Source organism: Prolixibacteraceae bacterium, from assembly GCA_019856515.1.
Lineage (GTDB): Bacteria > Bacteroidota > Bacteroidia > Bacteroidales > Prolixibacteraceae > Halosquirtibacter > Halosquirtibacter xylanolyticus.
The window spans coordinates 1,487,725-1,513,669 of the sequence record CP082230.1 but is presented as its reverse complement, the minus strand read 5'-3'; the positions used below and the strand labels follow the sequence as shown (position 1 = coordinate 1,513,669).

The following is a 25,945-nucleotide window of genomic DNA, read 5'->3' as shown; positions in this document are numbered from 1 at the left end:
ATTCCTTACTCTAGTGGCTTCTTCAGTTCATTGACTTCTATATCTGTATGCTCTCTCGTTTTAGCTATTACCTTATATTTAAGGGTATAGCCAATTGGAGGAATTTTAAATTCCCATGTGACCGTTTGACTGCCTTTCGCACGGATTACAAAAGAGTGTTCGGGGTTTAGATGGACCGTTTTGGGCTGAATAGGGGATTTGAATGATGAATCATAAATATGGAGCGAGACAGTCCCTTTTTGTCGTCTATTGGTCAAATTGTCGATGGTTGCACATATTTTGATACGTTTTCTCTCTTTGTCGATACTCGGCTCTATCTGTCGAATATGTACACTCTTTTTGACTATAATGGAGAGTCTCTTTTGTATGCTATCCGCATCTTTTTGATGGGTGAATAATGTTAGTTTCCATTGAGATATGGGCTTTGGTGTATCGAAATTAAATGAGGGTGTTCCAGATTTATTCTCTTGTCGTTTGACTGATAGTCGTGTTGTCCTTTTGGTGCCTTTATGGGAGATCGGCTTGTCTAGTTTATCCCATGTTCTATTTTTATCTAAAATCTCCTTATGATGATCTTCCATTATATCAGTGGTGACAAGGATGCTATCTGCTACCAATGATGTGTCTTTAGGGGAGATGGCGTAATGATTTTTTCCCTTACTCTTATAGGTTATGGGTATCCAATTATAGGTTATATTTTTGGGGTAGTAATAGTAATCTATTTCTTGAACTGATAGATCATCCTCATAGACTAGAGGGGCGACTACAACTGGGAGGTCATCATAGATCACTCTGAAGGACGGAATAGATTGGAATACAAGAGAGGGGAGTGTAACATCAAACTGATCGCTGGTTATATGCTCAAATATATTGGATGTAGATATATATTGATCAGAATGGAACAGTTCTAGATAGGAGTCTATATCGCAGGTATTGGTCGAATCCGTCGGATTTAGGTAGATGTTTCTTAGTCCTTTGTTGCTCAGTCTTATCTCTTTGGTTTCATATCCATATCGACTTAGTTTTAAATGATTATTTTTATCATAAGGAATAATATAAAATCCGTTGCTATAAGTTTTATACACACTGTTTTCTCCTTCGAAATGGATAAATACATTGGATAATGGTTTATATTTTTGATCATATACATAACCATAGATAAATGGTTCATTCTTTTTCCTATAAGAACCTTTAATATTAAGATATTCTCCAACCCCTTTCACTGTGGTTGTATCCTTTAGTATTCCACTGTAATACCAATAGTTTGGAAGTGGAGTATAAAAGAGATTGTAGTGAGATTTATTAAGGGATTTGTTGTTGAAGGAGGTCATAGAGTAGATTTCAGGGGCGTAATAATTGGAATAGTGATGTTTATTTGGATGATTGGAAAACAACAGATTTAAGAGGTTGTGACTTGACGTGCTGGTGCGATCTTTTTGTTTATGGGGACTGCCCTCCATCACCCGAAAACTCCATTGTTCTTTCTCGGTATCATTTCTAAAACTAACAGTCTCCAGATATAGTGTATTTTTTCTTCTTAACTGAGGCGTGATACTATACCTTTTCCTTATGGTACGACCATATTTAGTATAGTGAAAATCTAGAGTATATGTAGGTACATTGGGTTTAATGGGAATGTGAATTTTTCTCTTTCCCTTTTTCATTGCAATATTCTTTTGCATGATTATTTTTCCATTGTCATAAACATTCATCTGGACAGACAGTTGCTTCTCTTCGGAATAGAGCTGTGCTAGAATCGTATGTTCATTTAGTTCTTTTACTTCGATGGTCAATGGCATGGTTAGGTTTGTGGTATACTCTTTTGTGGTTTCAATACTAAAGGTACCTTGGGTTGTTACGGTGTCCTTATGACTCGTAATTGCTTCGATGGTTGTTTTGTAGTTTCCTGGAGGCCAATTTTTAGCATCATTGATGGTAATGATGTGTTGGTCAGCATATGGAAAGTTGTGAGCCCAAAGCGTCTTTTCTCTGTATCCCGATAGGGAGATATCTTGTTTGCTGTAGGCAAATTGAGGAAATGTCTGTGTAAAGGTCTGCTTAGTGATAATGGTTGTATCTGGTGCAGACCATTCTCTCGGAATATGCGTTTTTAGAGAGTTTGGTGTTCTCTGGATTTTGATGTTCAGTTGGGTTGGAATGGTTTGTCCATTCGGTCGTTTTGCTTGATAGTTAATCTTAAGGGGTTGAGCTATAGATTGTATGCTTGGAAGAACCATCTCTGTTTCTAGGTTGTTATGATTCTGTCGAATAGAATCACAGGTTCTGTCGTAATTGGAACTTTGGGAAAATAAAGTACGTGGGAAGTCATTTAAATAAGAGAGCTGAGAGTGATAAGACCAAAATGTACGACCTAGATTAAAAGTGGCAATTAAAGATAAAATAGTATCGTTATGGTGAGATATTTGAGCAAGCATGTGACAATCTGACTTTTTAAGATTCGAAATCATCCATAAGCCCTTATTGTTCGTTTTTCCTTCCATCAGAACCTCCCTTTTCGTCGTTATTTCTTTTTTTAGATGATCCCATCCACACTTAAAATATGCTTTTAATTCGATGGTCGCATCTGATATCGGAGCTCCAGTGTATCGATCTGTAACTTGGAAACATGAACCTTCGGTACTATAGAGAAGAGTCGAAGAAAGATGAGTGGAATAGATCTGTTTATAAGAGAGGATATCCTCCCATGATGTTGGATCTTTTGAAGTCGAAGCCATGACAAGGTAATTTCCTTTATCTAGGGCTGGAAGCATTATTTCGCAACGAAGAGTAGAATCACTCTTGTTTTTGGGCAGTGCATATCGTTGGATATACATGGGGTTATTCTGATTGATAACTTTAAATAGATGATACAAAGATTCATCGTTCTGCACATCTATAGGATAGCGGTAGAATGAGAAATAGATGGTGTCGATGTTATGATATGAAATACTACATAGAGACGGTCGGTTTGGATAGACCGAAGGTTCTATGTTGAATGAAAATATTTTGTTCTCCCCAATCTCTTGTTTTAAAGCCGTGGCTTTATATCTTTTCATTGGGTCATGGGTTGTTTGGATAATGTGGTTACATAAGTCTAGAGCTTTTTCCCGCTGTGCTGGCGAAAGTTTGGGAACTTTTGAAAGAAGACATGCTTGAAGATAGGCAATCTGATTTCGTTGTTCTCCTTTCGTGTTTTGTGCCAACTTATCTATTTCGGTCAGTGTCTGTTCAGATCCACATAAGATACGCTGAGCAAGCTTACAGCGTTCTATGCAGAGCTCTACTTTCTGTCCTGGGCTGAGATTTGGGGCTTTGTAGAAGTTCTTAAAGACCACAAAGGTTTTTAAAATTGGATATTGTAGGGTGTCTTGAGCAAAATCTGTGTCTAAAAACAATTGGTCCGAGCCTAGTAAACTTGAGCGATATTTGTCTGATATCACCTCATCAGAAGTATAGTTCTCGAGGTAAAAATAGATGGCATTGAGTGCCAGTAGATGATATAAAGAGGTGCAACTAACAGGTAGCTTATCTTCAATTTTTAATTGGTCTTTATATTGGGAAATAGGGATATTTAAAAGACGTTCTGCAGGCTCTAAAGAAGCCTCAATATGATGTGCACTCATTTGTCGATCTTTGTCCCAATATGTATTTGTTGAGTCGTTGTGAATTAGGTAGTTGCTGTATAATATACTACTGTAGACATAGTGTAATAATTGTCGATTAGGAAACGAAGCTGTTTCAATCACAGATTCAGGACTCCATATATCGGGGGCATCAAAGGGTTTTAATCTCATAGTACCAGCTAAAAGAGTAAATGCCCTAATATAATGCTGGGTATTGTTTTCTGATTTTGCTGTAGTAAGAATATGGAATGCCAATGAATCAGCCTCATAATAACGACTATTCATATATAAATCAGCTTCTCTATTCCAAAGTGCAGTGTATTTATTCTGTGCGGTAGTAGGGATCACAGCAGAGAGTAAAATTAGTAAAGTGGTGATCGTTCTCATTTTACCTGATGTTGGTAGATGGAAGCATGCTCTTATTAAAAGCATGCTTCCATTTTTGTTCTTATTGGATGCTAATTGTTTCACTTCTAGAAGTATTGCCATATTCTGGGGCATACATACTCTGTATCGTGGCATTGCCACCGGTGTAATCTCCTTTGTTGTTGGCTCTTACTTCATATTCAAAGGTGTATTTCCCTTTGTATAGGTGATCGAAATAGAAGTGTGTTGCCACATCTTTGGTGGATTGATAGTAACTAGCACTATATCTGTAATGGTGTTTCGAGATGACATCTATTGGCTCAAATCCAGAGGCTCTAAGATCTTTAAGGTGAACAAACTCTAGGTTCTCTTTAGACTCGACATTCAGTTGTACTTTTACTTTATCTCCCAAATGAATGATATGGTGTTGATCTACAGGCACCCATTTTAAAGTGTTACCATCTGCTTCTTGTTTATATAGCTTCTTCTGAATGAACACTGGTGCATCGGGATTAGATTGTATATCGTTAAGCTCTTGCCAATATTGCCAATATGCAGCTCCTGTACCAATGGTGGTTCCTCTATTTTCAATGGTAATGGTTGCATCTTTGTCTGTTACTTCTTTAGGAGTCCATGTAACTTGAATATTTCCTGTGGTCTTCACTTCGCTTTTCATGACACCTTGAATCTGATCGATTGCTCTGTCTCCAATCTTTATGGTATAATCCATCTTTATTGCATCCATCGATGTCCCAGTCATCAATAAGGTATAGATCGCTTCTGTGGTAGCCTTAGTGGTTGCCCAATGTTGATTCTTCTTCATATATAGTAGGGCCTGTTTCATTCGTGCGCTTTTTGGAGAATCACCCTCCACCTGCTGATAAGCATCCATTATCATGGTGTGGGTCTCTAGTTGAGAATTATTCCAAAACCAACCATAGGAGTCCCTTTTCCAATACATCCCTTTTTCTACAGCGTATATCGCATATTGATCAAACGATTTGAGAATCTGTTTAGCCGCTTTGTGTTCTCCCATGTTTTGTAAGCATATTGCAGTCATCGCTTGTGCATACATGGAGCCTAGAACCCAGTTCTCTTTAATAACTTGAATCTGTTTGTTTACTATCTTTTTCAGTTCAGAGGATATGGGTACTTCTTTGATAAAGTGACTTCTAATATAGAGATAGTGTATATCTATTGGCTTTAGGTCGGTATACCTTAAAGTATTGTCTTTAATTCTGTTGAATCGCCCTAAGAACTGTCGGTCTAGATATCCAATGGCATTTTTGGCAATGGCATCCAATGTAGTTCTGTTCGCTTTGTCGGCATCAAGCTTTTTAATATGAGATAACGTAACTAGAATATGCTGTGTTATATACTCGTTGGGTCTTCCACCGGCAAACCAAGGAAATGCTCCTGAAGATAGTTGCATGGTGCGTACTCTTTCTAAGGCTTTTCTTTGCGCTTCTAGTAATGTGGTACTATCCAATAGCCTGGCTAATTTAGCCTTTTTCTTAGTGTCATTGTCGAGTTGATCTATCCAAGGAGTTGCTTCTAACAAAGAGGTGCGAAGGGAAGGATTCATTGCCTCTATAGTCATCGCTGGATTGTTTTTCCATTTTTTTAATAGCGCTTTAATTTTAGGATTTTTCTCTAATATGTGATGTGCAATAGCATTGGCATAATACTTAGAGAAAGTCTGTTCAGCACATCCATGTGGATACTCCATAAGATAGGGTAGGGACTCTACCACATTCCACAGGGTGTTGGGTGTGTATTCCAATATCATCCTATGGTCAGAAGCACTCTTCTGTTTCCCCTTAAGATTTTCAAACGTAATCTGTTCAGTGCTGTGTGGATTAACCCATATCGGCATACTCTCAGTGACTAGTACTTTTTTAGATAGTACAGGCAGTACATTTGCTTCTCCATCACTATGTTTCAGAGTTTTTGCGATCATCTTATATTTTAGTGAGTAGATATCACTAGGCACGGTAAACTCCCAAGATATGGCTTGACTGTTTTTAGCCTTTATCTCGAAGGGTTTAGTGGCATCCAACCCCACCTCTTTATGAAATATCTCTTTATCATTTGCAGCATCATAAAGAACCAACATGGCTGTCCCTATCTGTTTTACGTCAGTAAGATTATCGATCTTTGCCCCGAATACCACGCGATCTCCTTCTCTTAGAAAACGGGGTGCATTGGGTGTGATAAATACCTCTTTCTGTGTCACAGTGGTTAAGGTCTTTTGTCCAAAATCAAAATTTTTATTGTGTGCAAACAACATCAACTTCCAGCGCGTCATTGCTTCGGGTGAGTTGAACTCAAAAGATACTACCCCATCTTTGTCAGTATGTAATTCCGGATAAAAGAAGGCCGTCTCTTTAAGATTCTCCCTTATGGGAATATTAATAGGATTAGAACTATTTCTTTGATCAATCATTTCATTACTTCTGGTTATACTTGAAATATATTCAGGAGGACTAGGGGGAGGAGGACTAGGGATATTAGATCCCATTGATAAGGGTATTTCGTCCTCGATATATTGTATTTTATCGTCAAAAAATGCGACTTTATTTTGCTTCAGTACCTCATGATAATAAAGACGCATGTATACATCTAAAAATACTGCACGACTATATTGTTCAAAATAATTTGTATGGTCCTTCGGAACTTCATTTTTGACCTTAAGAAGAATCAGGTTACAGCCCCCTTTATGTTTTACTACATGATCACGTGATTGAAAACCGGATCTAGAGATATGTATTTGCATTCCTTTCACAAAAGGTAGCATATAAAAACCATTGTCAAATGTTTTATATATTGCAGTATCACCTTTAATCTGTATTAAGGTATTGGGTAAAGGGTTATTATACTCATCTAATATAAAACCAAAGGCTTTATCGTTTCGAATTTTGTTCTTGTTTTTCTGTGCCTCAAGAAATTCTATATGAGATTGTTGTGTCCATCCTGTATTCATTCCAAACCAATTGAATGTCCATCGATTAGAGGTGTGATAGAAATACATATTTCGATGTATACTAAAGTGATAAAAATACGGATATAGTAGTTGGATATTCGGATTGTAATAATACGACGTCTTCTCTTTAATTGGAGACCATTGATGTCGTATAAATTTATCAAGAGAGCAATCATACATTGAAGCTAAAACTTCAAAAGTATCGGAAACAGAGTCTGTATTTTTAATACGAAAACTCCACTTCTCTTTAACCCCAGGTTCGATCTTATTTCTAAAACTAACTGTTTCAATGATTGGTTTAAACATCTTCGGTTCATAAGTAACTGATGTTCTCTTTGATAAATCTTTTCCATATTGGATAACATGAAAATGAAAGTCTATCTCTGTTTTACGATTAGTGTGAAATGGAATATCGATATTCTTTACTCTTTTGTTTATTAGTATGTTGCGACTGTCAATATCTTTACCATTCATAAATGCTTGCATATAAACCATCAGCTTTTTCTGAGAGGTTCTTAGCTTTATAGTAACTGTAGTGTCGTTTTTAATTTTTACACTGTAGTCGAAAAATGTAGGAATATTTGCTTTTTTCTTAACATCCTCAATCACCTTAAATTTTTTAGACGTCACAATGGTGTCTTGCAGTTGATTGATTGCAGTAACAGTCATCTCATAATTACCAGGCTTCCATTTTTTAATATCATTTAATTTAAAAGTATAGTTCCCATTACTCTTTATATTCTGATTACATACACATTTACCTATGGGCCAATACTCTTCTGTTTCATTTTTATTATAGGCATACTGAGGGAAGAGACGAGTGAATGTTTTCTTTGGGATAATAGAGGTGTCAGGGAATAACCAATTTCTCTCGAGAAATGCTTTTGTTGGACGAGTATATTGATGTATTTGGATATTTAATTGCGAAGGAATGAAACTTTCATTACAGTTTTTGGTCTCGATAGTTGTTTCGAAAGATTGATTTTTATGAAAAGATTCTTCTAGATGTATAGTGGCTTGTAGGTCTACTGAGCTAACATTGAGCATTATATGTTTACTTTGTGTCTCTCCATTTTTATCCGTAACCTCTATATTTATATCAAATGTTTCACATACATGATAATCAATAAAACTATCAGATACCTCTGTAATAAAGTTGAAAGAGAATTTTCCCTGTGCATTGGTTGTTGTTTTTCCAGATGTTATAAGTTTCGTTTCTTTATCATATTCATAAGCCGACCAATCAAATTGTCTATCTCGTTCTACTTCATATTTTACTGTAGCATTACTTATCGCAGTACCAACATATGAGTTAACTTTTCCTGTGATTTTCACTGAATCATTCTCAACGATTGCTCTATTAATTGGATCAAATGTAAGTTGAAATGTAGGGCGTTTATATTCTTCTAATGATAGAGGTACTGTTTCCGATATCGCGTAAGGTTTGTTATGAGTCGAATCAGCTTCAAGTTCATTTTCTATTTTTAACCTTAAATATCCTGTTCGAATATTTGAAGGGATTGAAATACTGTCATGGATGCTTCCATATGCATTGGTCTTAAGATGAAGTTTCTTAATATCTTCTCCATTGTGTTCAAGTGATATCGTTACAGATTCATTGGGTATGACATGCATTCTCCTATCTTTCGTAGAGCCTAGTCTGTGTACCGTCCCTTTAAAAAGGATCTTTTGACCTGGACGGTATATTGACCTGTCTGTAAAAAGATTTAGTACTATATTGTTTGGTTGGTCAGTCTGTTTTCTAAGAAAATTATTAGTAGTGTACTCATTAATCGTATGAGTAATCGTGTCATCTTGATATGTGATATATACGGTATTATCAGTAGCATGGTTACTTGCCAATAGTTGACTTTTCCATATCCCATTTTTATTTGTCTTTCCACCCTCGTGTTTTGTTTGGTTCCCAAAGCTACTTTCAATATCTATTCCTACGTTTTCTAGTGATCTACCATCCATACAATCAGATACCATAATATATATGCTATCACTTTTATTTAATAATGTAGACGATAGTCTAGTTGCATTAATGTTTTTATAGCAAAGGATTTGATCCTCAAAAATAGGTTCTCGTACCTTCGATACTACAATCAGGTATTTACCACTATTAAGAGGTGGAATAATAATCTCAGTTGATGTTTCGTAATAATTATTTGAATTCGGTAATGAGTACTCTTTGACAAATAATGGAACTGAACGAACGTATCTTTCAAAAACAATAGAATCTGAAAGCTCCTTATTTGATTGTATGGATAGTGGGTAAAATAATAAATATATTGAATCTAAGTTGTTGTATCTAATATAGGATAACGTAGCTTTGTTGGGATAGCAGAAACCATCAATGTAAACAGAGACAGTGGAAGTTGTAATCTCTTGTTTTAAAATAATTGCTTTTGATTTTAAAGGAGTGTCACTCTCAATAATGTCGTTGCATAACCCCACAGCTTGCTTTCGCATAATCTTTTTAGTGTCAATATAACCATAATCGCTAAGTTTCTTGGCAAGGTTGTATTTGATAAGATCTTGTGCATCAGATGAATATTGATTAATGAGTGATTCTAATCCTTCTAAATATATACCTTCATCTTGAAATATTTGATTGGCTAGCTTAAGTCGTCCAATAGAGTATTCTGCTTGTTGATGTGATGTTGAATTGGGTGTATATAAACTTTGATAGACAATAAAAGCATTAAAGACAGGGTACTGTATTGCAATTTTTTCGAATGATACATTAAGGAATTTCTTATCTGTTCCATAGAGTAGCGGGATATATTTTTCTTTTAATACAGCAGTACGTGGAGGATAATGTGTTAAATAAAAATCTATGATATTCATTGCAAAGAAATCGTATAATGAACCTGACACATTTTCAATAGAACCTTCTATATTTAATAGCTCACTATAGTCCTTCATTGTTTCTTTTTCTAAGCTAACTCTAGGTGTTAAAGTTCTTTGGAAATGATACTTAATCTTCTTCAGAAAGAATGCTTTACTCCATAAATCAATATTATCTATAGTTAATGCCTCTTCAGTACATTTATTGTACTCAATCTGATATGTATTTCTTCTAAAGTACTGTTGTAGCATATTTCCATAAACATAGTGCAACAGTTGTTTTGTTGGAAATGTTGAGATAGAGATTTCTTTCTTTAGTTCTTTAAATATATCCTGAAAATTATCCTCACTAGTTAATAAAGAGAATTTAGACTTATATATAAAGGCTTTGACAATTTGATCTGTTTGTTGGTCTTGTCTTGCTGTGACCAAGATTTTTTCCACTAATTTATTGGCATCTTTAAGCTGCCCTGACTGTTCGTAACCTTCTACTTGTTTCCATCTTGGTGTCAATGAATTCTGAGCATCAGCAGGTGAATAGTAAAAGAGTATAATTAAGAAGAAAATAAATTGTCTCATATAAATGGTGTTTTATATTATGGTCGAGTTGAATCTATAAAATAACGATATTTCTGATGAATATCTATATTTAAGTTAAAAAATGTTAGTTAATTCTTGTTGAGGAGGATTAATCTGTTCTTGATGCAATTGATTTGAAGGAGTGGTCGTGAATCTTAAACTGTACGTTAAGGGGGAGAAGAGATTTGATTCGTTAAACTTCTGGGTATCATTTGATACTTTTTTTGGAAGGAGAAATCACTCTAGAATAAACTGAAAGTTTATTCTAGAGTGATTATAATTATTTGATTGTCACTTGTCTACTTTTTGACGTATTGCCATATTCTGGGGCATACATACTCTGTATGGTGGCATTGCCACCGGTGTAATCTCCTTTGTTGTTGGCTCTTACTTCATATTCAAAGGTACATTTCCCTTTGTGTAAGTAGTCGAAATAGAAGTGTGTTGCCACATCTTTGGTGGATTTATAGTAGTATCCAATAGAACTGTAATGGTATTTAGAGATGACATCTATTGGCTCAAATCCAGAGGCTCTAAGATCTTTAAGGTGAACAAATTCTAGGTTCTCTTTAGACTCGACATTCAGTTGTACTTTTACCTTATCTCCCAAATGAATGATATGGTGTTGATCTACAGGCACCCATTTTAAAGTGTTACCATCTGCTTCTTGTTTATAAAGCTTCTTCTGAATGAACACTGGTGCATTGGGATTAGATTGTATATCATTAAGCTCTTGCCAATATTGCCAATATGCAGCTCCTGTACCAATGGTCGTTCCTCTATTTTCGATGGTAATGGTAGCATCTTTGTCTGTTACTTTTTTAGGAGTCCATGTAACTTGAATATTACCTGTTATCTCCTCTTCAGATTTTTCCAGGTTCTCCATGGAATCGAATGTTCTGTCACCAATCTTAATGGTATAATCCACAGATGCTTCTTCCAATGTATTTCCTGTGGATAGAAGGGCATATATGGCTTCTGTCGTAGTTTTGGTCGTTGGCCAATGTTGGTTCTTCTTATAATATAACAAGCCCTGCTTCATCTTCTCAATCTTGTTATCTAGATTCCCTTCTACTTGTTGATAGGCATCCATAATCATGACATGTGTCTCTATTTTCGCTCGATACCAGAACCAATTATAGCTGTTTTTATGCCAATACATCCCTTTTTCTGCAGAGTATATCGCATATTGATCAAACGATTTGATAATCTGTTTTGCTGCATTATATTCTCCCATGTTTTGGAAGCATATTGCTGTCATCGCTTGTTCATACATGGTGCCTATAATCCAATTCTCCTTAATGATCTGTAGTTGTTTGTTTACGATCTTTTTCAGTTCAGAGGACATGGGCACTTCTTTGATAAAGTGACTTCTAATATAGAGATAGTGTATATCTATTGGCTTTAGGTCGGTATACCTTAAAGTATTGTCTTTAATCCTGTTGAATCGCCCTAAGAACTGTCGGTCTAGGTATCCAATGGCATTTTTGGCAATGGCATCCAATGTGGTTCTGTTCGCTTTATCGGCATCAAGCTTTTTGATATGAGATAATGTAACTAAGATATGCTGTGTTATATACTCGTTGGGTCTTCCACCGGCAAACCAAGGAAAAGCTCCTGAGGGTAGTTGCATGGTGCGTACTCTTTCTAAGGCCTTTCTTTGCTCTTTTAGTAATGTGGTACGATCCAATAGCCTGGCTAATTTTGCCTTTTTCGTTGTGTCATTATCGAGTTGATTTATCCAAGGCGTTGCTTCTAATAAAGAGGAGCGAAGCTCAGGATTCATCATTTCTATGGTCATCGCTGGATTGTCTTTCCATTTCTCAAATAGTGTTTTGATTTTAGGATTCTTCTCCAATAAGTGAAGGGCCATAGCATTGGCATAATATTTAGAAAAGGTCTGTTCAGTACATCCATATGGATACTCAATAAGATAGGGCAGGGCTTCTATCACATTCCATAGGGTGTTGGGAGTGTATTCTAACATCAACCTGTGGTCGGATGCACGATGCTGTTTGTCCTGAAGGTTTTTAAACGTAATACCTTCTGTGGACTGTGGGTTGACCCATATCGGCATACTTTCAGTTACGAGTACTTTTTTAGATAGCACTGGTAATACGTTGGCTTCACCATCGCTATGTTTTTTTGCTTTAGCAATCATCTTATATTTTAGCGAGTATATATCACTAGGCACGGTAAACTCCCAAGATATGGCTTGACTGTTTTTAGCCTTTATCTTGAAGGGTTTGGTGGCATCCAACCCCACCTCTTTACTAGATATCTCTTTTCCGTTGGTCGCATCATAAAGAACCAACATGGCTGTCCCCATCTGTTTTTCGTCAGAAAGATTATCGATCTTTGCCCCGAATACCACACGATCTCCTTCTCTTAGAAAACGGGGTGCATTGGGCGTGATAGATACCTCTTTCTGAGTCACCGTGGTTAAGGTCTTTTGTCCAAAGTCAAAGTTTTTGTTGTGTGCAAACAACATCAACTTCCAGCGGGTTATTGCTTCCGGTGAGGTGAACTCAAAAGATACCACTCCGTCTTTGTCGGTATGTAATTCAGGATAGAAGAAAGCTGTCTCTTTAAGATTCTCTCTAACGGTTACCTTCATTAGCTCTGTTAGCCCATCTTTGGTGGTGACAATAACCACTCCTTGTGTTGCTTTGCTTCCATATATGGCTGTGGCTTTACTTCCATCAAGAACCTTCACCTCCGCAATGTCCTTAGGGAGAATACTTTCAAAATCTTGCTTTGTTGCAGGCTCACCATCAATAATATATATGAGATTGGCTTGAGTTAAAGAGGAGGCTCCTTTAACTTTTACACCTTCTTCTTCAACACATTGCAAAATCGTTGATGTTCCATCATCGACTTCTTCATCATCTAGTATCTCTTCATCATCATCTACAATTGTAATAACCTTAGAAATTTTTGCATCTGCTGGTGATCCAGGAACTCTAAACGCAAGGTCTCTTATTTTAATTTTCTCATCTAATAGTTTTGCACATTTGAGTTGATCCATAAATTCGATAATAGATAACCCTCTGTAATTAGCAGATTTAGTGAGTCTCAAATTCTTTATTCCATCTTGATCAGTTGTGCAGTTTAACGTTTTATACCCGTATTTTGAGACTTTAAATCTGATATTCTTATCTGCAGGTAAGATATAAAATCCATTATCATATGTCTTATATGCAGAATTGTCTCCATCAATATGGATCAATGCATTGGCCACTGGTTTATTTTGTTGGTCTAATACAAAACCATAGACATATCGACGGGTTCCCTCCTTTAACTGCCTCTTGAGAATTAACTGTTTGAGATATGTTTTGTTATTAGATCTATAGCTATAGGGATTCAGACATAGGCCAAACCAGTTAAATGACCAAACAGTCGTTGAAGGCAAATAGAAAAAACTCTTTTTATAAAATTCATTCGATTGGATATTTTCGTGCTTTAGATGATGGATAGATGGAATGTAGTAATTATAACTTGGGTAACTCAATGATGGAGACCATCTATGAGATCGAAAGATATCCAATGAAGCATCATACATGGATGCAAGTAATTCAGCACCGTTCACCGTTTGGGTACTATCTACAATTCGAAAGCTCCATTTCTCTTTGGTCCCAGGCTCCATCTTATCTCTAAAACTAAGGGTCTCTATCTGTAGCTGGTTTCTTTTAGTAGGAGCATAGGTCACATTCGTTTTATGAGAAACAAAATGTCCATATTTCATGTAATAAAATTGGAAATTTATTTTTGCTATTTTATTTCCATGATAAGGAATCTCTATTCGCTTTATTTCATTATGCATCTTAATTATCCTGCTACCGATGTCTTTCCCTAAGGCGTAAGCATCCATAAAAACAGTCAACCCTTTCTCTGTGGTGGCAAGGCGAACCATAATGGTGCTATCATTCTTAATTTCTGCTGAATAATCAAGATGGGTGGGAAGAACCTTATTCTTGGAGAGGGCTGGAAGAATTTGAAAGTTTCGGGTGGAAATAAGCGTATCATGGATGGCATTAATCGCCTCTATTACTAATTTGTATTTGCCACATTTCCATTTATTGAGATGATCGATTGCCAACGTGTATTTGCTGTCAGAATTTAAATCCTTTTCGTAAATAGGCTCCTCTTTTTGTATATCCCAATGCTGCTCCTCCTTCTTGTACTTATATTGAGGGAAAAGTTTGGTAAACGTCTTTTTCGGAATGGTGACAGTATCAGGAAAACTCCAATGACGTGTAAAATAGACTTTCTCTGCAGTAGGTGCTGGATAAATACGAACGTTTACCTTGGTGTTAATTGGACTCCCATTACTGTTTCTTGTTGCAATATTGAATTTTAGAGGACGGTCCTGGTAATGGTCATTTTTTACGTCGCAGGAAGTGGCAATATCCTTATCGCTAAGAGTGACGCTTTTTGTTTTTTCGTGCGTTTCGCCATTTTGGTCCGTCACTTCGACAGTTACATGGTATGTGTCGTTACTTTTAGATTTTTTAAAGTGATAGGAGGGAGTGGCCAAGAATGCAACAGTAAATTGACCATTTTTATCTGTGGTAGCAGAGCTTGTTGATAATGATTCATCTTCATCCACTGACCAATATGAATATGGTGCAACTCTTTTTATAGAATACTTTACAGAAGCATTGATTATTGGTGTTCCGTTAAGTGATGTAGCAATCCCATTCACTCTTGCCGAATCGTTGGCAGTGACAAACTGTTTTATAGGATTAAATTTAATTTTAAAAGTGGGACGTTTGTAAGATTCAACAGAAAAGGTAACGGTTCGTTCCGTTTGATTATCGTTCAGAAAGTAGCGCCTTTGTTTAGAAGTGTCCTCATCGCTCGATTTTATCGTCAGCCTATATTGTCCATTTTTTCGATTCATAGGGAGCTGAATACTGTCATGAACACTACCAAATTCATTGGTTCTAAGATGTACCGTTTTTACCTTATTTTTTTCCGCATCAGTTAATGTAATGAAAACCGATTCGTTGGCCACAACATGTCTATTTATCTTATCATTATTGCTGTTTTGTGATGCTTTGTGAAGAATTCCCTTGAAATAAACCATCTGTCCAGGACGATATATCGATCTGTCTGTAAATAAGCTCAGCAAGGTCTTGTTTCTATAGTACTTTTCATCTGGATTGGAGATATACCTGTAATTGTTATATTTATTTATAACATCAAGTAGGGTATCTTTCTTATAGGAGGTGCTTAGTTCCGCGGAATAATAACTTCTATCCAACAATAAGTCGCAATACCATAGCCCTTGTTTATTTGTTTTTCCGTTATCTTCTAAGACCTCTTTACCGCCACTTCTTCGCAGCGTTAAATAGAGGGATGCTTTCGAGATAGGGGAGCCATTCTGTCTATCGCATACGCGTATAAATACGCTGTCTTCCTTAGCAATGGTGTGAATAGATAACCTGCTTACCACAAGACGACTATGGTCAAGAATGTTGTCTCGATTTAATGGAGAGGAAGACTTGGAGGTGATGACAAGATGTTTCCCTGGTTCTAGAGCTGGAATGATAAGCTCTGTCGAATTTTCTTCATAGTTTTTCTTGAATGGAAGAGCGTATGTTTTCTTTAGAATTGGCTTCTGAACCATATAATCAACATAGAAAAGGGAGTCCAAATTATCTGTCTTTAGACTTTCGGGAAAAGGGTAGATGGATATCGTGATAGAATCCATATTGCGATATGTTACTTTCGCTAGTGACGGTTGACCAGGATAAACAATACCATCTACTAACAACGAAGCACTGGGTGACGTAATCTCTTCTTTTTTACGGATCGCTTTTAGTGTAATGTCTGTGTTGTTATTATTTGACACAATAGCTTCATATAGTTTCACTATCTTTAAACGATCTATTAGATGATCGTTATAAAAATTTTCCCAGGTCAGTTTATTGGTTAGAGTATATTTAATGTAATCTTGTGAAGGAGTAGAATCATCGTTAACCATCTGTTCTAATATCTCAATATATTCTTCATCGTTATCAAGAATATTATTTGCGAATTGCAGTCTATCGATATCAAGCTTTGTTGTTTGATATTGTGTTATCCTTGGTTGTTTGTAGAGCTTTTGATAAATGATAAATGCTTTTAAAACAGTCGTCTTTTGTGATGCTTTGGTAAACGAAAAATTACAAAAAGTTGTTTTATCTCCCATTAATATCGAATGGTATTCGGATTTAATGGATTGTGTTTTATAATGATCTTTGTAGTAGTCTATGATATGATGGGCAAAAAAACCATAAAGTGTCCTATACGATTTGTTTGAAGCGCCTTCTGTTTTTAGTAGATCGATATATTTATTAAGAGATTGCTGCATCAAAAGATGGGCAGGTTCTAATGAAGCCTCATATTGCTCTTCAATCTTTTTACGAATTAAATCATTAGACCATAAATTGAGATTATCAATTTTACCATCGGTAATATTATCTTTTTTCTTCCTTTTCCAATAATAATGGTCATAGTACTTCTCCAATAAATTACCATACACATAGTGTAAAAGTTGTTTGGTCGGAAAGGAAGCACCTGCTATCTCGATCTCTAAATCTTTTAACACCTCAATGAGGTTTTTGTCATTAACAAGTAATGCAAATTTCGATTTATAGATAAATGCTTTGATAATCTGATCTGGTTGATCATTTGACCTAGCTGAAGTTAAGATCTTTTCAACCAATTGCTCAGCATCTTTAACCTGTCCTTTTAGTTCATATTTCTCTACCTGTTTCCATGTGGCTAAAGTTGAATTTTGTGCATACGAGAACGAGAAATGGAATAAAATGAGTAAGAGTAGAATATGTTTTTTCATATAGATTTGTTTAGTGTCGTTCATGTTAGTAGTTTTCAATCAAGGTATTGAATTAATGCAAATTAAACAATAAAGTTAAAATGTATGTAGATTTGGTGGGGAAATAAAAATTTATTGTAATTGATCGATATGATATTTCTTCACAGGTCACTGCAAATGTTTAAATAAAAGCATCTTAACGATGCTTTTATTGAGGAGTAATTATTCTCTATTACCATTACCATTACCATGATAATGGTAATATAATTACTTCATGTTTTCATATAATCCGTCAATATAGGTTGGAACTGTAGTGTAATCGGATCCGTCGGGTAGTGACTTTAAGTCATAATCATAATCTTTTTGTCTAAAATAATCCTTCTTATTGATGAACAGCTTTTGTGTTGAGATGAGTTTGTTTGCTACATAGTTTGCAGCAGCAGGAAAACCATACCTGCCTGGTTTGGCATCATACTTTGTGCCAACAGGCTGTACTCTTCCTGTAGAACACCAATTCGAATTATGTCCAAAACCCAAACAATGACCTATTTCATGTGCAAATAGAGCCATCGGTCCCTTCTCATAATAGTAGTCTGGTAGAAAATAAACATCCTCATTCAAAATCTTATCTCCATATTTTAAGGTCTCATAAGGGACACCAACAAACTCACATCGGTGGAATCTTCGAATCGAATTAGCCCACAAACTCAGAGGTCCTCCTTTACCTGCACCTCCACCATATGATGCACCTCCTCGTGCAATACCAAGATCAAGGTGAAAGTCATTACGAAGGTTCTTAAGTACCGCATCCACTGCTTCATGATCATCTTGGTATGTTGTGCCCATATATTTTGTTCCCCAAGTAAAACCACTCCCTTTGTATACATAGGCATTCTCAGCTTGGTCTTTATCATATACAGGATTTCCATCTGTACAGTAATAATACCGTTGCTTTTTAAGAATATCTTCAAACTCTTGTTGCGAAAAGATATAAGCTGTATTCATAATGGCACTAAGCCATAACCGAAATTGAACTGGACGAGCACTGCAAACACCATTCTCCTCTGCCAACTCAATGGTTTTACCAAATTTACGATGCAGATTAATTCTCCAATCACAAGTTATATTTTTAAGAATATTCATCTTCTCATTATCAGGTTCTCCTATAAATGAGAAATTATAGAAGGATTGGTTCTCATGAGATGTCATCTTAAAATTATCTGGCAAGGTGACAACCTTAAAATCTAAATTATAGAACTTACGTTTTCCATCTGCCATCGGATATTCGACAACTGTTTCCGATAATCCTGGTAAGTTCTTTATCCGGCCTAATATTATTTGAGTTTTGTATATATTCATTGTGATATATACATTCTCCATCTCCATAGGGATCATATTCGTAATCTTAAAATGGCCTTGATCAAGATGGTTAACAAAAATAGATTCTGAGATCCTAAAATTATAATTGGATGCGATATCCCATGTTTCTCCATCATTAATAATGTGGTGAAAAGGAGCTGATTTAAGATCTTCTATTTGTGAATAGTCTTTGGGTGTCTCTTGTGGCTCTGATTGACATCCTGCCAGTAAAAGAGTTATTATAATAATTTGATATAGTCTGTTGCACATAATAGCTATAATGTATATTTTTTAGATTCAGAGTGGTCTCTCACAAGGCTTTAGTGCCTTCTACATCGTCTCAACCACCCATTGAAGTTATTATTGGGTTTTAATTGTCATTCTATATTCTGAGATATCGTAGATATTTACTCCTCCCTCATTGTCATTCACAATAAGTTGATTTTCAAATATTGATGGGGATATGTTTTTATTGGGATCAATCAACGAGTTCGACTTCTCCTCACAATAGAATACAGGTAATGACGATCCGTTGGTGATATTCTTGGGATCGAAGAAAATAAGATAGTGCTTTCCACTATCTTTCAAACGCATGAAAGCATGATTCTCATTAGTGAGTCCAAAATCAAACGAAGTTGGTGATATTGGTAACTCTAATGATTTACCACTACTGTATACCTTTGTGATAGTATTAACTAAAGTGAGATTCTTATCATACACATTTATCTTGTACTTATCGGCAATTAATAGATAATTACCCATTACTTCTATCTTATGTGGCTCACAGAATAGATTTGATTTTTTATTGTCGATGGGATCATACATACTGTTTTTTACCCCTAGTTGCCCTTGTGCTACCATAAGGTCTCCATCTTCTTGGGGTTGTGTGAAGTCAGTGGTCTTAAAAATAAGAACACGATGTTCCTCTGGTATTATGGAAAAGACCTTATCTTCGAAAATCGCTACTCCTCTACTGTCTTGTAGTGACGCTTCTTCTCCAGATACATCAACATATTTTCCTTTTATTACTTTAACTAAAGAAAGGGTATTACTGTCCAGTATCCTTATATATGAATATCCACTAAAAGTGGCGATAACACTGTTTTGATAAAAATCTAGATCGTAAAAAGTACTCCAACTACTCATCTGGTTCATGATCACGATTTTTCCTGTCTCTGCATCTATCTTAAGAAGTTGACAATCTTTCCCTTTGCTTTCCAACTCATTGTAATTGGTTCCGTAATAATAGTAGCCTCCATTATAATAGAATTTATTCTTAAACCCTTTAGGGCCTAGTTCTTCTCCATTGTATGTGGTTGATATTTTGAGATTCTGTTGAAACTGAATGTCAATAAAATGTTGTGCGCTTGAATCATTATCAGGAGTACTGTCTGTACATCCCGAAATAATTCCTGCGAGGCTAAGGAGTACGAGGTAACGCAACTTGCTCAATGTTCTTTTTTTCATGAAAAATATTTTACTGTTTGACGAATACTTGAATGGGGATAAGAGTAGACGTTTTAAGTAATACCACTTCAATTTTTAAATGAGAGATAAATCATTTCCAAGACATCTTGTCTGGGTATTGTAAAAGCATCACCTATTGTGGGAGATTTTTTACAATATTGTTTAACTAAGATAGTACTTGAAAAATGTGGCTTATCTGAATACCGTATTGATGCAATATGTTAATTAAAAATATGACTTGAATGATTAGAATGCAATAGCATATTAGCTGATGGGGTATTTGAAATTTATTTATGATAAATTATTGCTATATGTAAACTGTTTTTAATGAATAGGATAGTTTTATTATTTATCGCATTTTTTGTTCTTGCATTTAGTATTAATTAACTGATGCCGTTACTTTATCAGAGTATTTGTATATTTGAAAAGTGAACCAATAGTGATAAAAGATTACTATAACGAATAGTAATCTTTAGCAAAAAGCGTTAAACCGATTTTTGTCTCAAATTTTAATTGGTATCATTACATGGATCAAATTATTCTTTGGCGTTTGAATAATTGATTTTTTTGGTTTTATACCTTCGAACATATCTTAAGATAGTTTGTTGTTATATTTGATTAAGAAACCATACCTTTTTACAGTAAGAAGGATGCCACTCTTTTATGGATTGTTGTTGTTTGTATTTTGTAGCTTCTGTTGAAGTTGGCTTATAAGAGTGTTGGGATGAGATCTTTTCTGTTGGTATGGTTTCCTTTTTTTATTTTAAAATTGACATGAATACCATTGCATGATTGGTATACTTCCCTTTTTGTCTCTTCCTTCTCTTCGTAAACCCTATTATTGCAAGCAATATCATTATCTTATATGAACTGATCGACACTTTTATTCTATGTGAATCGAATATAGAGCTGTGTTTAATATCAATAATTTATGATGGATTTATATCTAGTTTTGTGCTAGTCGTATTTCTTTTGTATTTTCAATGTGCAATAAAACTTAAATAACTATGAAGCAACTTTTTTTATTGATATTACTATTCTCAACTTTGACCTCTGTAATAAAGGCCCAAACACTTGAGGAGTTTAAAAAGCAACAGAGACAAGAGTTGAATAAATTTGCGAAAAAAGAGCAACAAGGAATCCAATCAGAACAAGATAAATATCTTCAATATAAGATGGAAGCATCAGCGGCTTTTACAAAATATTTAGAAGAGGAATGGAAAGCTTTCAATACTTTTAAAGCAAACCCTATACCTGAGAGTGTTGAGCCTGAACAGATTCCTGTTGCCCCAAAAAGACAACGAAAAAAGAGAACGATACACAGAGAACATGTCGATAAAATATTAACCCCTCTTACAACACTCAAAGCGCATAAGGAAGAGGTTATTCTAACTCTCCCTTTATCACAGGGTGTTGACAAGGAAGGGATGGCTATCAGTGAAATCCCAACATATCGATTCTCTTTTTATGGGGCTGATCTGCAGATCCAGATCCCTAATGAGTGGCGGAATGTCAAAATAGATGCCCCTTTCTCTTCGAAAATGATCTCTAACTGTTACAGTAAATGGAGTCGTCTCGACATCGAGGCGATAAAGGATCAAATGGAAGCTTTTCGTTTTCAATATAACCTGAACGATTGGGCATACTATATGCTGCTATCTAAGGTTGCTGCCACTCTGTTTGAGAACCAACCGAACATGACTGCAATGTGGACGTGGTTTGTGTTGTTAAACCAAGAGTATGATGTGCGCATTGCATACGACCATAAGGTCGTCACTCTTTTGATACACACAGATGTGGAAGCCTACCGTCTACCTTATATGATGTTAGATAACAAGCGCTATTATGTTACAGCCAATAAAAATGGGGAGTGGTATACCTACAATAAACAATACGATGGGGCTAAGAATGCGATCAACCTGACCTTCTCACAGCCTGTAAATCTGAATCAAGATATGGTAAATCGTGAAGTGAACTTTAAATACAATCGGAAGCCATATCAGTTTCACTTTGCCTACAACAAGAACTTGATTGATTTCTACAACGACTACCCATCCATAGCCGTTCAGGAATATTTTATCACTCCCACCACCGAACAGATGCAAAAAGAGATGGACAACCAACTAAAACCGATCTTAGATAATATGGATTCCGAACAAGAGAAACTTTCATTCTTACTCTCTTTTGTTCAAGAAGGTTTTCCTTATAAAAGAGATGTCGAACAGTTTGGTAAAGAGAAGTATTTCTATGTGGAGGATATGTTTGCCTACCCTTATAGTGATTGTGAAGATCGTTCCGTTTTGTTATCTTATATGGTTCGCCATTATATGAGAATGCAAACTTTAGGTGTATGGACACCTGGACATATGTTTGTTGCAGTCGGCCTCGACCCATCCAAAGGTGATATCGTATACTATAATACAAAGCAATATACCGTATGCGATCCAACCTATCTTGGGGCAAAGGTCGGACAGGGCATGCCTGATGCTATGAAATCAAAAATGTCACTAATACCTTGCCCTTAATACAAATGAATATTCCCATGGTAAGAAGAGTACCATGGGAATACAGTCTATCTAAGGTATAATAAAATCAGTAGGATACGTTTTTATTAATCCTACCCTTTGGGCTTCACTAAAAAGATACTGTATCGCATCTGAACCTTCTCTTCCTAAGTCTTTAGTAAAATCATTTACATAGAGCTCAATGTGTTTCCTCATTACCGATGGATCCATCTCTTGTGCATGTGCTTTAATAAACGGCATGGTATCTTCTGAATGATCAAATGCATACTGTACACTTCGTGCCATAACACGATCAATCTTTTGTTGCAAATCCAAGTCAAAAGATCGTCGTGTAACAATTCCACCTAATGGTATAGGATGTCCTGATCGTTCTTCCCATAAAGCCCCCAAATCAGCGATCTTATGAAGGCCTCTCTCGTGATAGGTAAAACGATTCTCGTGGATAATTGTTCCCGCCTCGATCTCATCTTGTAATAGTGCATTCTCAATATCAGAGAAGAGCATCTCCTCTTTATTCTGTATCTCGGGATAGGCAATGGTCAACAATAAGTTGGCTGTCGTATACTTGCCAGGTATAGCTACCCTTCCCGTTTTTAAATCTACCGATGATTTGTGTGAGATAAGCAGTGGTCCATTTCCTCTCCCAAGTGCACTTCCTGCTTTCATCAAACGATAAGAGTCTGTTAGGTAACAGAAGGCATGATAACTCAATTTCGTAATGTCTAGTTGGCCTTGGAATGCCAAGTCATTTAACTCTTCTACATCGGCCATATGAACATCAAAAGAGAGTCCTTCTGTATCAATCTTCTGGTGCACCATAGCATCAAATATAAAGGTGTCGTTTGGACACGTGGAGAAGCCTAAAGTAAGTCTCATATCATCTATTTATTTACCCAAAATATCAACGTTGGGATTTAAGTTGTTTAACTAAAGAAAGAAAATGGGTTGCCAGATTTCTCTTCGCTAATGGGATATCCCATTTCGTGAAGTCCCGCTTTTCTACCCTATTAGAGATGGTTCGTAACTCAATATATGGAACCCCTTCTTGTATACATACATACGAAACTGCTGCACCTTCCATCGACTCGATATCTGCCTCCTGTTGTGCCATCACGTTGCGAATAGACGCTGTTGTGCCATGAGAACTATTAGAGGTAATGGAAGAGACCTCCCTTAGCGGGAGTGTAGGAGAGGTGTTGGGGTTTTGTAGCTGCCCATCTGTAAAAGGAAATTGATCTTTATCTTCGAATTTTAACTCAAATACAGATAAAAACCCATGCGGATCAGCAACTCCCCAATCCACAAATGTTTGGGTATTAACGATAACACCATCACCGAGCTTAATGTCATCATTAAAACTACCTGCGATACCTACATTCAATACCCAGTCTGGCTTTGGTAGGGATGATAATACTCTTTTAGTCAGTCGATAGGTTGTTGGATGAATCCCAACTCCAGTAATCAATACTTCAATCGTAAGCCCTGGACATCCATCTATCAGATAATATCCCTTATCTTTAGATCTCTTTAGCCCTTCATATATATACTCAAGCTCCAATGTTGTTGCTGCAACCAGTAGAATATGCATAACTCTAATGTTTATGATAGTTCTTTCTCTTTTCCAAAATCGAAAGTAATAAACTTTCACCATTTCTTTCTTGTATCGACTAAAATATATTGTGCACAACGATCCATGGGAGCATTAATATCTCTTATGTTTCTATATCATCATTTTTACTGATCGTTATAAGATATATTTCTATAACTATTGAAATATTTTTAACTTACCTCTTGATATGAGATATATAGAAGAGTTAATAAAAAAGGCCCAAGTTCTAAAGGCTCCATCTGATAAGGTTTTAGTCATCTCTGGTAGCCCTCGAAAAGGAGGCAATAGTGATATTGTTGCCAAACAAATCATTGAAGGATTAGAGAGTGAAGACATTGACGGTGCACATATCAATTTAGGAGATATTAATTTCTCTGGTTGTATTGGTTGTGAAAAATGCAGAAAAGACAAGGTTTGTTCTAGATTAATAGATGGAATGACAACACTATATCCTGAGATAATGAACTCAAGAGGATTGGTGCTGATCTCCCCAGTCCATAACTATAATGTCACTTCGTGGATGAAAGCTTTTATTGATAGAATGTACTGCTTTTATGAATTTGATAATAAAACCAGACCTCGTGAGTGGAGCTCTCGCTTAGGTGAGCAAAATAGGAAAGCCATCGCGATTGCTATCTGTGAACAAAAAGATATTCATGACATGGGCTTTACATTAGAAGCCATGGAGAGGCCTATGGAAGCATTAGGTTATGAAATCGTGGATTCGTTACCTGTCTTTAAATCTTTCGAGAAAGGCGCTGTGCGTAAACAAAATGAGATCATGGCAAAAGCATATGAATTAGGAGTTAAACTAGGAAAGCAAATGTAATGACCTTTCAGGGAAAGTTGTAACATTATAACAATAAGGTCTGCATTCCATTCCTAACAAAATCTTTAATGAAACAACCACCGAAACCATTTTATTTGACTATCCAACCCTACAACTAGCCCCGAACGGGGTGATTGAACTTAGCCCAATGGCTCATGCTTATGTTGCGCGGTAGCGCAGCATGAGCATGAGCCTTGGGTAAAATACACTCCCACAACCAAGGGCTGAAGGCCTGACCGATTTCATCAATGCGCTCGGCGTGCCTATAAATTGGCATAGACTAAGTAAAATCAACGAAATAAAAATATCCGTTTCATCAGTCTAATCTGTATCACCTGTGTGCCATCCCTTGCACTCCAATCCTTCTTGTCTTTGCGTCTTCGTGGTGATTTTTAAAATTCCGTAAAAATCCGTTTCTGACAATTTCAACCAAGCCCCGAACGGGGTGACCGAACTTAGCCCAATGGTGTAAATCGTATTTTGACCGCAAGGTCAAATATCGGTTGGAGCCTTGGGTAAAAATACACTCCCACAACCAAGGGCTGAAGGCCTGACCGATTTCGTCAATGCGCTCAGCTTGCCTATAAATTGGCACAAACTACGTAAAATCAACGAAATAAAAATATCCGTTTCCGACAATTTCAACTAGCCCCTTGGGTAAAAATACACTCCCACAACCAAGGGCTGAAGGCCTGACCGATTTCATCAATGCGCTCAGCTTGCCTATAAATTGGCACAAACTCTGTAAAATCAACGAAATAAAAATATCCGTTTCATCAGTCTAATCTGTTTCATCTGTGTGCCATCCCTTGCGCTTCATCCCTTCATTCCTTTGCATCTTCGCGGTTCAATTCCCCTTACACCACAACCAAATCCGTCTAATCCGAGGCTATGATATTTTCTTCAACTTATGAGGGGCCAGGCCTTCA

Annotated in this window: 9 protein-coding genes; 2 read left to right on the top strand and 7 right to left on the bottom strand. The window is 36.2% G+C overall.

The genetic code is table 11. The annotated features are described in order from the left end of the window. Window positions 1-5: 5 nt before the first annotated feature. The 5 genes from K5X82_05120 to K5X82_05100 all read right to left on the bottom strand — a co-directional run bounded on the left by K5X82_05120 (window position 6) and on the right by K5X82_05100 (window position 20,053). Window positions 6-4,112, bottom strand: a complete 4,107-nt coding sequence (locus K5X82_05120; protein QZT38285.1) for a hypothetical protein — start codon at window positions 4,110-4,112, stop codon at window positions 6-8. Further along, on the bottom strand, window positions 4,072-10,404 hold the full coding sequence (locus tag K5X82_05115; GenBank protein QZT38284.1) for a hypothetical protein: 6,333 nt from the start codon (window positions 10,402-10,404) through the stop codon (window positions 4,072-4,074). The genes K5X82_05120 and K5X82_05115 overlap by 41 nt, the downstream gene beginning before the upstream one ends. Window positions 10,405-10,684: 280 nt before the next feature. Continuing rightward, entirely contained in the window at window positions 10,685-17,248 is a 6,564-nt protein-coding gene (locus K5X82_05110; protein ID QZT38283.1) for a hypothetical protein, read from the bottom strand. Between the two features lie 246 nt (window positions 17,249-17,494). Beyond that, entirely contained in the window at window positions 17,495-18,856 is a 1,362-nt protein-coding gene (locus tag K5X82_05105) for a hypothetical protein (GenBank protein QZT38282.1), read from the bottom strand. Window positions 18,857-18,946: 90 nt separating this feature from the next. Continuing rightward, window positions 18,947-20,053 carry a hypothetical protein gene (locus tag K5X82_05100; protein ID QZT38281.1) on the bottom strand — a complete coding sequence of 369 codons (1,107 nt, stop codon included), beginning with the start codon at window positions 20,051-20,053 and terminating at the stop codon, window positions 18,947-18,949. A 1,007-nt stretch (window positions 20,054-21,060) separates the two neighbouring features. Between K5X82_05100 and K5X82_05095 the strand changes: the two genes are divergently transcribed. Then, window positions 21,061-22,578, top strand: a complete 1,518-nt coding sequence (locus K5X82_05095) for a hypothetical protein (protein ID QZT38280.1) — start codon at window positions 21,061-21,063, stop codon at window positions 22,576-22,578. A gap of 51 nt (window positions 22,579-22,629) precedes the next feature. Here K5X82_05095 and K5X82_05090 read toward each other — a convergent pair whose 3' ends face one another. Together K5X82_05090 and mqnB are read right to left on the bottom strand one after the other, a co-directional pair. After that, on the bottom strand, window positions 22,630-23,454 hold the full coding sequence (locus K5X82_05090) for a 1,4-dihydroxy-6-naphthoate synthase (GenBank protein QZT38279.1): 825 nt from the start codon (window positions 23,452-23,454) through the stop codon (window positions 22,630-22,632). 25 nt (window positions 23,455-23,479) lie between these two features. Then, window positions 23,480-24,166, bottom strand: coding sequence for a futalosine hydrolase (gene mqnB / locus K5X82_05085; protein QZT38278.1), 687 nt, complete (start codon window positions 24,164-24,166; stop codon window positions 23,480-23,482). 208 nt (window positions 24,167-24,374) lie between these two features. On the opposite strand from mqnB, the gene K5X82_05080 reads away from it, so the two are divergent. After that, entirely contained in the window at window positions 24,375-25,016 is a 642-nt protein-coding gene (locus tag K5X82_05080) for a flavodoxin family protein (protein ID QZT38277.1), read from the top strand. The last annotated feature ends 929 nt before the right edge of the window (window positions 25,017-25,945 follow it).